The sequence below is a fragment of the Mycobacteroides franklinii genome, assembly GCF_002013895.1.
Lineage (GTDB): Bacteria > Actinomycetota > Actinomycetes > Mycobacteriales > Mycobacteriaceae > Mycobacterium > Mycobacterium franklinii.
Map to the genome: position 1 here is coordinate 1 of NZ_MAFQ01000004.1, position 9,797 is coordinate 9,797.

At 64.0% G+C, this 9,797-nt stretch carries 9 protein-coding genes; 2 read left to right on the forward strand and 7 right to left on the reverse strand.

The genetic code is table 11. The features are described 5' to 3' along the window. Positions 1 to 151 precede the first annotated feature (151 nt). From B4393_RS05985 to B4393_RS06010, 6 genes are all read right to left on the reverse strand, one after another. Positions 152 to 1,654, reverse strand: a complete 1,503-nt coding sequence (locus B4393_RS05985; protein WP_078333366.1) for a sensor histidine kinase — start codon at positions 1,652 to 1,654, stop codon at positions 152 to 154. Further along, complete coding sequence (locus tag B4393_RS05990) at positions 1,632 to 2,336, reverse strand: response regulator transcription factor (RefSeq protein ID WP_078333501.1); 705 nt, start codon at positions 2,334 to 2,336, stop codon at positions 1,632 to 1,634. The genes B4393_RS05985 and B4393_RS05990 overlap by 23 nt, the downstream gene beginning before the upstream one ends. Positions 2,337 to 2,561: 225 nt before the next feature. After that, on the reverse strand, positions 2,562 to 3,431 hold the full coding sequence (locus B4393_RS05995) for a 3-hydroxybutyryl-CoA dehydrogenase (RefSeq protein ID WP_070938303.1): 870 nt from the start codon (positions 3,429 to 3,431) through the stop codon (positions 2,562 to 2,564). 231 nt (positions 3,432 to 3,662) lie between these two features. After that, positions 3,663 to 4,955 (reverse strand): isocitrate lyase, encoded by a 1,293-nt coding sequence (gene aceA, locus B4393_RS06000; protein ID WP_070938302.1) that lies wholly within the window; start codon positions 4,953 to 4,955, stop codon positions 3,663 to 3,665. 283 nt (positions 4,956 to 5,238) lie between these two features. Continuing rightward, positions 5,239 to 6,003 carry an acyl-[acyl-carrier-protein] thioesterase gene (locus tag B4393_RS06005; protein ID WP_070939250.1) on the reverse strand — a complete coding sequence of 255 codons (765 nt, stop codon included), beginning with the start codon at positions 6,001 to 6,003 and terminating at the stop codon, positions 5,239 to 5,241. A gap of 131 nt (positions 6,004 to 6,134) precedes the next feature. Further along, a complete protein-coding gene (locus B4393_RS06010; RefSeq protein WP_078333502.1) occupies positions 6,135 to 7,730 on the reverse strand; it encodes a TROVE domain-containing protein in 1,596 nt (531 codons plus the stop codon). A 627-nt stretch (positions 7,731 to 8,357) separates the two neighbouring features. Here B4393_RS06010 and B4393_RS28275 point away from each other — a divergent pair. Then, positions 8,358 to 8,480, forward strand: a complete 123-nt coding sequence (locus B4393_RS28275) for a hypothetical protein (RefSeq protein WP_269087564.1) — start codon at positions 8,358 to 8,360, stop codon at positions 8,478 to 8,480. Next, entirely contained in the window at positions 8,481 to 8,912 is a 432-nt protein-coding gene (locus tag B4393_RS06015) for a helix-turn-helix domain-containing protein (protein ID WP_078333367.1), read from the forward strand. Positions 8,913 to 8,918: 6 nt separating this feature from the next. Here B4393_RS06015 and B4393_RS06020 read toward each other — a convergent pair whose 3' ends face one another. Then, positions 8,919 to 9,722: a GAP family protein gene (locus B4393_RS06020; RefSeq protein WP_078333368.1), complete on the reverse strand. Its 804-nt coding sequence runs from the start codon at positions 9,720 to 9,722 to the stop codon at positions 8,919 to 8,921. Positions 9,723 to 9,797 lie beyond the last annotated feature (75 nt).

Sequence of the window (9,797 nt, forward strand, 5' to 3'; positions counted from 1 at the left end):
CCCCCGCCCATGCCTGGCCCCGGGCCGTTCGGGGGCCCGCCGCGGCCGATGTTTGGGCCTGGCCTGTTCGAGGGCGCGCCCCCGCCCGCGCCGCCCTTGTCGGTTCTCGGGCCACTGCTGGGGCCGCCACGCTTCTGACCAGCAGGGCTTCCTATGGACTAACGCTGGGCAGTGTGGCCGTGAATGCGGTACTGCCCGGCACGCTGCGGACGTTGATCACGCCGCGATGCGCCTTCACCACCGCCGCCGCTATCGCCAAACCCAGGCCGGTGCTGCCACCCCGGCGTGATCGCGACGTGTCGCCGCGCGCGAATCGTTCGAAGATCTCCGACTGCTGTCCCGTGGGTATGCCCGGTCCGTCATCGCTCACCGTGAGTCTGATGTGATCGTCCTCGGCCATCAGGCCCACGGTGATCGTGGTACCCGGTGGAGTATGAATTCGACAGTTCGACAACAGATTGGCCAGAACCTGGTGCAGGCGGGCCTGGTCTCCGACAAGGACTACCGGCTCGTCGGGGAGCTGTACCGACCAATTGTGTTCGGGTGCAGCGATATGCGCATCGCTGACGGCATCCACGATCAACTGCGAGAGGTCAACCCGCGCTTGTTCGAGTGGGCGTCCCGAGTCCAACCGTGCCAACAGCAGCAAGTCACTGACGAGCTCGGTCATGCGGGCGGCTTCGGACGCCACCCGCCCCATCGCATGGGCCACATCAGCCGGGACATGCTCGCTGTTGCGTTGCGCAAGTTCGGTGTAGCCGCTGATGGCAGCCAACGGGGTTCGCAGCTCGTGGCTCGCATCGGCGACAAACTGCCGCACCCGGGTCTCGCTTGCCTGCCGCGCCGACAGCGCATCCGAGATCCGTTCGAGCATGCGGTTCAAAGCCGTACCGAGTTTCCCAATCTCGGTGTGCACTTGGGCGGGAGGCACCGCCACGATGGGTGAGGGCAGATTGACCTCACCTCGCTCCAACGGCATGTCCACCACCTCCAGTGCCGCACTGGCCACATCCGACAGGGGCGCCAGCTGGCGGCGAATGACCACCACACCCGCGACGACGGCGGCGGTCAGTGCGACCGCTCCTACCACGCAGAAGATGGCAAGGACCGATACCAAGGTGCTGTCCACGCCAGCAGTCGGCAATCCCGTGACGATTGTCGTGCCGTCATCCGCGCCCGCGCGAATGAGCCGATACTTACCCAGGCCGTCCAGCGCGGCCGTGGCGCATCCACCCTCTTCGATGGCGGCCAACTGGCCATATGCGGTATCCGTAAGCCGTTCTCGCGCACCGGTTGTGGTGATCACGGCGGCCTCCACCACCCTGCCATCGCGCAAGACGGCACCCACCGTTCCCGTGGACTGACCGGGTGCGTCCAGAAAGATCGGGCCCGGACCCGCTAGTCGCGGCACGCCTGGCATCGGTGGCGGCGGGCCAAGGTTGAACAGTGTCACCGACCTGACTCCGGCATCGCGCACCTGCTCGTCCAGCTGTTGAATCAAGAACCGATTCATCGCGAGCATGGTCCCTGCTCCGATACCGACGCATACCAGAGCAAGCAGCGTGACCTGCACCGCCAACAGCCTGGCCCGCAAGGACCATGCGGAGGGCTTCCGAAATCGTGGAGTCACCTCAGTGGGCAGGTTTGAGGACATACCCGGCGCCCCGAAGTGTGTGGATCATCGGCTCGTGCCCGGTATCGATCTTCTTGCGCAGGTATGACACGTATAGCTCGACAATGTTGGAACGCCCGCCGAAGTCATAGCTCCACACGTGATCCAGGATCTGGCTCTTGCTGAGTACCCGTTTGGCGTTACTCATCATGAATCGCAGCAGCTCAAATTCTTTGGCCGTCAAGACAATCAATTCGCCCGCGCGAGTCACTTCATGGCTGTCCTCATCGAGGACAAGGTCGCCCACGACAATCCGCGTATCAGCCCCGTCCGCGGTTATCCCTGTGCGCCTCAAGAGCGCCCGCAAGCGCAGGACCACCTCTTCCAGGCTGAACGGCTTGGTCACGTAGTCGTCGCCACCCGCCGAGAGCCCCGCGATCCGATCTTCCACCGCATCCTTGGCCGTGAGCAGGAGCACCGGCATGCCCGGGTGCAGCGCGCGCAACCTGCCCAGCACATCTAGACCACTCATGTCCGGCAGCATGACGTCCAGCACCACCACGTCGGGATTGAACTCGCGGACAGCGGTTATCGCCGTCATTCCGTCTGCGGCGGTTGCGATCTCCCAACCTTCGTACCGCAACGCCATGGTGATCAGCTCGGCCAGCGACTCCTCGTCGTCGACGACGAGGACCCTGATCGCACTTCCATCGAAGCGGGACATCGGGGGCCCGACGCCCGCGCGCGAACCCGTTCCACCAGACATGATCACCCACCAATTCTCTCGATCGGACTATGCATCCCCTAGGTGGCAGCTGTGCGCCAACTGTGCGCACAGCGCCTCACTGGCATAGGGCGACGCTATCCCCCGAATACGACGAGGGCATACCGTACGCACACAATCGGGCTGGGATCGGTGCGTGCGGTATGCCCTCGCGCGGTTGGGTGGCTACTTGGCCTTGTACTCGTAGAACCCGACGCCGCTCTTCTTGCCGAGGCGACCGGCCTCGACCATGCGCAACAGCAGCGGCGGAGCGGCGTACAGCGGCTCCTTGTACTCGTCGTACATCGAGTCGGCGATGAGCTTCAACGTGTCCAGACCAACCAGGTCCGACAGCCGCAGCGGCCCCATCGGGTGCGAAAGGCCCGCGACAACGGCCTTGTCGATGTCTTCGACTGTGGCGAAACCGGATTCGGCCATCCGGATGGCCGCCAGCAGGTACGGCACCAGCAGGAAGTTGACCACGAATCCGGACCGGTCGGCAGCGCGGACAACCTGCTTGCCCAGCACCTCACTCGCGAAGGCCTCGGTGCGCGCGGCCGCCTCAGGCGTCGTCACCAACGTCGAGATCAGCTCGACGAGCGGCAGCACCGGCACCGGGTTGAAGAAGTGCAGACCCAGCACGCGTCCAGGGTTCTTGGTCGCGGCAGCGATTTTCATGATCGGGATGCTGGAGGTGTTTGACGCCAGCACCGCATCGGGATCGGTGATTACCTCGTCGAGCTTGGCGAAGATCGACGCCTTGATGGACTCGTCCTCGATGACCGCCTCGATGACGAGCTGGCGATCGGAGAAGTCGGCCAGGTCGGTGGTGAACTTCAGGTTGGCCACGGCGGCATCGCGCTCGCGCTCGGTGATCTTCCCGGCGGAGACGCCACGGTCGAGCGATTTAACGATCCGAGCAGAGCCCGCCTTCACCAGCGCCTCGGTGGTCTCAAACACCAGCACGTCGACACCGGCACGTGCCGATACCTCGGCGATACCCGCGCCCATCTGTCCCGCGCCGATAACTCCTACGCGCGTGATTCCGTCCGTCATCGTCGTATTACTCCCTGAACATCGTTGTTAGTTTTGGTCGTATCTGATGGTCTTCGCGCAAGCGGCTCATCCATCCAGCACACAGGCCCCGCCCAACGGGATACGTGGGCGGGGCCTGTGCTGTCAACTCAGTGGGTCACACCGAGAGTCATTTCTTTCCGGCGAGCAGGCGCTCAGTCCCACCATCTTGTGGAATTTTCTAGTACTCAGCGCCTGCTCGGGACAAAGGGATTAGTGGAACTGACCCTCTTCGGTCGAGCCCTTCAGTGCCGCGGTCGAGGTGTTCGGGTCCACGGTGGTGGCGATCCGGTCGAAGTAACCGGCGCCGACCTCACGCTGGTGCTTGGTGGCGGTGTAGCCACGCGCCTCGGCCGCGAACTCGCGCTCCTGCAGGTCGACGTAGGCGGTCATGCCCTCGCGGGCGTAGCCGTAGGCCAGGTCGAACATCGAGTAGTTCAGCGCGTGGAAGCCTGCCAGGGTGATGAACTGGAACTTGAAGCCCATGGCACCCAGCTCGCGCTGGAACTTGGCGATGGTCGAGTCGTCCAGGGCCTGCTTCCAGTTGAAGGACGGGCTGCAGTTGTAGGACAGCAGCTGGTCCGGGAACTCGGCCTTGACTGCCTCGGCGAACTTGCGCGCGACGGCCAGGTCCGGAACGCCGGTCTCCATCCAGATCAGGTCGGCGTACGGGGCGTAGGCCTTGGCACGCGCGATACAGGGCTCGATGCCCTTCTGCACGTTGTAGAAGCCTTCGGAGGTGCGCTCACCGGTGACGAACGGCTTGTCGCGGTCGTCCACGTCCGAGGTGATCAGGGTGGCGGCCTCGGCGTCGGTACGGGCGATCACGACGGTCGGGGTGTTCGCGACGTCGGCAGCCAGGCGAGCCGAGGTCAGGGTGCGGATGTGCTGCTGGGTGGGGATCAGCACCTTGCCACCGAGGTGGCCACACTTCTTCTCCGATGCCAGCTGGTCTTCCCAGTGGGTACCGGCGGCACCCGCGGCGATCATGGCCTTCTGCAGCTCGTAGACGTTCAGCGCGCCACCGAAGCCGGCTTCACCGTCGGCGACGATCGGCACGAGCCAGTTGTCGACGCTGGTGTCACCCTCGACCCGGGCGATCTCGTCGGCGCGCAGCAGGGCGTTGTTGATGCGGCGAACCACGGCGGGAACCGAGTTGGCCGGGTACAGGCTCTGGTCGGGGTAGGTGTGGCCGGAGAGGTTGGCGTCACCGGCGACCTGCCAACCCGACAGGTAGATGGCCTTCAGGCCGGCACGGACCTGCTGCACGGCCATGTTGCCGGTCAGCGCGCCCAGCGCGTTGATGTACGAGTCGTCACCCTTGGTGACGCCTTCCCACAGGATTTCCGCGCCACGGCGGGCCAGGGTGTTCTCTTCGACGACGCTGCCCTGCAGCTCCTCGACCTGGGCGGCGGTGTAGTCGCGGGTGATGCCCTTCCAGCGGGGGTTGGTGTCCCAGTCCTGCTGGATTTCTGCCGCGGTACGCGGCTTGCCGACATTCGACATTGGTGCTCCTCTGTTACTTGCCCTGACGTTCGGCTGTCCGATTTTCTGCCACGGACAGATTGTTAACGCTCAGGCACGTTCACTGCGTTGACTGTTACGACGATGTCACAGACCATATGCGCAGGTCCACCCGTTCCCAATGCCAATTTTCGCTAGGTATTAGCGGGCTTTTGCCAACCTTGCGAAGCGGCTAATCGTACGCCCGTACTGTTGCTACCGGCCGGTAACCAACAATTCCCTGTTCAGAACGCTCGTACTGTTAAACGACCGACGCCGTGTCTAGTTATCGAGCGAATATCGAGGCGAGGGCCTTCACCTCGTCGCCAACGACATATGTGAGCGTTGTAACACTGCGACCTGGGACACCGAACTCGGTTCCGTCCTCATAGACATTGGTGATGATCTCGAGCTTGTCCCCCAGCGAAACCGCGGAGTCGTGCTCAAGGCTCACCCGGTAGGGGCCCGACAGCAGCTCAGGGTTTCGCGAGAGGTGGTCTTCCACGATGCTCCAGTACACAGAGTTATTCATGTGGTCGAACAGGTCCATGTCGGTGAAGCGCACCGGGAAGTCCCGGATATCCGTCGCGGTCTCCCGGCTCCCTGGTTTGTTATAGGCCTTCCAGCGCAATCGATCGACATCCGTGGTAGAGGCGACGGTGGCGAGAAAGTCGTCGTCGATGCGAGCCGGGCCTTGAGTCTCACTGCTGACGTGAATCCAGAACGCCTCCGATTCGACGAGCCCGCCCTCGCGGCCGTCCAACCGCACCCGCATCTGGCACCACCGATTCGAGGTGGCCGAACACCACCGGCGCAGCCACAACGCTTCCTTGAAATCGATCGGCTTGATGACATCGATGACGGTGCGACGCACGATCCACAGCGGGTGGGTCTCCTCCGCCTCGACACCCCGCAGATGGTCTTGTCCGATGTCCTGGATATGCCGGGCGGCCCCGTCCAGCCGCAGCCGTCCACCGGAATCGACGTCGGCCATCCGAACCGGCCACCGACCCTCATAGACGTGGGGATGCGCGTGGGGCACGGGCATCATGTCCTTGTCGAGGCCGGTACTCGGTTCGCTGCTCACGCCCCGATCATCACACACCTGCCCACCGCGCCACCTGACAGCTGGTGCCGAAACGGCGGGTGCGGCAACATCTGCCACCACACCCGCCGCATCTGCTACAACCGGCCCGCTGTGAAGTCCGACAACAGCTGCGGCACAGCCGAATCGAACCCAGAAACATCCAACTGGCGCGGATCCGACGGATCCGCGATCGTGTTGCGGGTACCCGTCATCGCGACGACCACCAGACGAGTCTCGATCCCCATCTTCTGCCGATACTCGGCAAGCGCCTGGTGCGGATGGATGTTTCCGTACCAGGTCTCGTTATCCGTGTAGAGGTGAATCGCATCGAACTCCAGGCGGTTCTTCAGCGCCCACACCATCGGCAGCGCACAGTCGGTGCCGCCCATGGGCAGCGCGGCGGTGTACCGGCAGACATCATCAAGTCGGCGCCGGGCCGTGATGTCCAGCGGCGTGACGACCGGCTTGCGCCAGTCCGCTCCTGCCGTGAAACCGATTGCCTGATAATCAGTTTCGACGTTCGCGGAAACCAGCGCCAGCGCCGCCGATGCCTCGCGGCAGGTCAGCGGCATACCCGAGATCCGACAGTCCATGGACCCCGAAACATCGAGTGCCAGCAGCACGCGTCCGCCGGAAGGCTCGACCGCACCGTACGCGGCGTAGAACGCCGTATCCAGCGCATCCACGATCCGGGGCTCCGGAGTCCAGGTGCTCGAACCGCGGTCCGAACGCCCGGAGGCGTAGGTGCGCGCGGCCACCAGCACGTTCACCGGATGCACCCGCGCCCTGCGGAGCCGGGTGGCATCTTGCAGCTGCGCGGCCACCGCGCGCCCGGTGCCACCCGATAGCAGGCCCAGCCGGGTCAGGCGCGGCAGCTGACGCATGAGCGCCGTCTGCGGAACACCCTTGTCCAGCAAGGCCTCCCAGACCTCCGGCAGATTGAGCGCGGCGTCTGGCAGCATCTCCCAGGACAGCCCGTGCCCCCGGCCGACGATCTCCACCCAGTGCGCGGGCTTCGTAGCCGCTTGCGCCGCCAGGAAATCCTGCACGATCGCCGGTAGCTCTGCGGTGCCGGTGCCCCTGACCACGAATTCGAACAGGGCGCGCCGGTCATCCGCCGCCGCCCTGGGGTGAGCCAGGCGTAGCAGGTCACGGTGTGTCCATCCGTCCCGTTGCCGGTACTTGACCACCTGGTAGGCCAGTTGGTCGACGGACTTGTCCAGGTACCAGCTGCCCACCGACCGCCTCAGCGCCGGACCCCAGCCACGGAACTGCTCGATGTAGTTCGCGAACTGGAACAGGTGCGTTCCGGTACGGGCCACCGCGGGCAGGGCCGCACACGCCGCACGACGACCATCGACATCCTCGCAGGACGCCGCGATGGCCAGCGCGAAAAGGGCCGGGTTCTGCTTGGGCGCACGGCCGGCCTCGGAGACCTCGGCGATACGCTGCACGAGCCGAATCGGATCTGTTGCGGCAGCACGGAATACCACGTCGGCAGCCTCACGAGTGAGCGCCTCCGCCGAGGCGTAGTACGTCCCGCCCGAGGTCCCGAGAGTAAGGAACCGGTGCAGATGGGCGTCGTCGGCCGTCGCGAACGTATAGCCGCCCGCCGCATTGGCAATCTGCGTCTCATGGGCACGGCTCGACTGCGGCGTACGCCGCCTACTGAACCTGCGCAATACATCCATCATTGTGTTCTTCTCCTTCCTCGGGATGAGGTGCGGGCCTGTGCTTGATCAGCGGGTGATGTGGGCGTGTGAAGGTGCCGACCGGATTCGGGACTCGAACCCAATAGCCAGTTGATAACCGGCCGACGTCCGGCTCACATCCCCCGCAGATCATGAAAATCGTTTCGCTGCTTGCACTGTGGCGTGGGCATGGTCGCATGCACCGATACGAAGGCCGGCGTGCTGTGGCAGTTAAACCACAGGCCAATGAGGCTCACGCCACCTGCAAGCATTCAGTTGTATGGAGGTGGTGCGGGCGTGTGAGCTGCCGACCGGAGTCATGGCTCTACCAAGCTGAGCTACAGGGTCCCTAAGACCCTGACGGGATTCGAACCCGCGACCTATGAATCAAGTAGTTAACCGATCCACATCCGGCCCGCACCACCGATGTTCTGTTGTTCGCCAGGAACTGTACGAGCATTTCGCCTGCTGTCCAAGGGATTATTTCCCTTTCTCGGCAACCGCGCGTGGCCGCAACCGCGAGTAACGCCCCCCATACGATCGCCTGATGGCAACCACGCCGCCGGGAATAGACTTCGGGCCGGCCGAGTCCTGCTCGTCGGCATTGGCCCACTGTTCGCCGCCGCCGTGGGCGGTCTCGCGATCACCGGGCACCACATGGTCCGGTTTTCCTCGGATGCGGCCGCACAGCCCTATCCATCGCGGATGCCGCTGGCGCCATCGCTGGTCGTGCTGCTGCTCACCCGTTGAGTGCCCCCCGAACCTCGCCACAATCGATCCACTCGCCGGTATCGAACGGGCGCGTGGCGCGAGGGCGGTCAGGCACAGTTCATCGACCGCCCGCTTCCCGACTGCGCCGGGGATTCAACGGCATTCGCGCGCAACTGGGCGCTGGAGAACCTGACCGAATCGTTGACGGTGCAACAGCTGGCCGACCATTGCCGGATGAGTGTGCGGACCTTCAATCGGCGTTTCCGCGACGAGACGGGACTGTCCCCCGGCGACTGGGTACGACGACAACGCGTCGAACGCGCCAGAACACTACTGGAATCACACGATCTGGCCGTGGACGAGGTAGCGCGGCAATCCGGCCTCGGCTCGGCCGCGAATCTACGGCATCACCTGCGGCGTGGGTTCGGCATGAGTCCTACCCACTACCGGAAGACATTCCGGGGCAGCTAGATCGGGCTAGACGATGCCTACACCGGTCAGCACTTGCCAGATACCGACCACCGCGAAAAGGATGAGCAACACCATTTGCCGGTGGGCAAGTGCCCAGTTGTGAATCGGTTCGAGTATCGCTTGGGTTCTCGCCGGCGCGATCACATAGCTGATGAGCGCTACCTCGAAGACGACAAGCATCGCGAAGACGAAGACAACAGCCGCGAGAACCTGCGTACCCAGCGCGCTTCCCGACCCGACGATGATGGTGTCGACCAGGAGAACCAGCGGAGGCGGAGGCATGTATCCGATGCCGAGGACCAGCGCGACCCACAGCGCTCCGTTCTCCCAGGCACCCTTGCCATGATGGAAAAGGCGTCGGAACTTCGCCACCACCACGGCGATCGCACCCCTGATGCGACCAACCGACCGTGGTTCGGCCGTCGGAGTCTCCGGATCTAGCACCAAGACCGACGAGTCCCCACCCGAGCCGGCGGCGACAGGCTGATTCTCTCGCTTGCGCGACCGAAGACGCACCGCGATCACAACGGCCAGCACGATGCACAGCACGCCGGTTCCCAGTTGGAGAGGCTTGACGGACGAGCCCGGGTTAGCCGTCGCAAGGTTCTTCGCGAAGGACGCAAAACTCGGCACCATATGCAAGGCGAAAAGCGCGATCACAAAGGACGGCACATTCACCATCAGCGCGCCAACCCAGAAGGCCAGCAGGTTTTGCACCGGCCGAGGCCGTGAGATGACCACCAAAATCAGGCCGAGCAGCACCGGATTGAGTGACATCAAAAATGCCAACCCCAATAGTTCGCGCCACATATCGATATACCCTACTCTGTTTGCTCACGAATGGCAGCGCCAGCTGAGATGCGACGAATTGTGCTGGCTGCATTA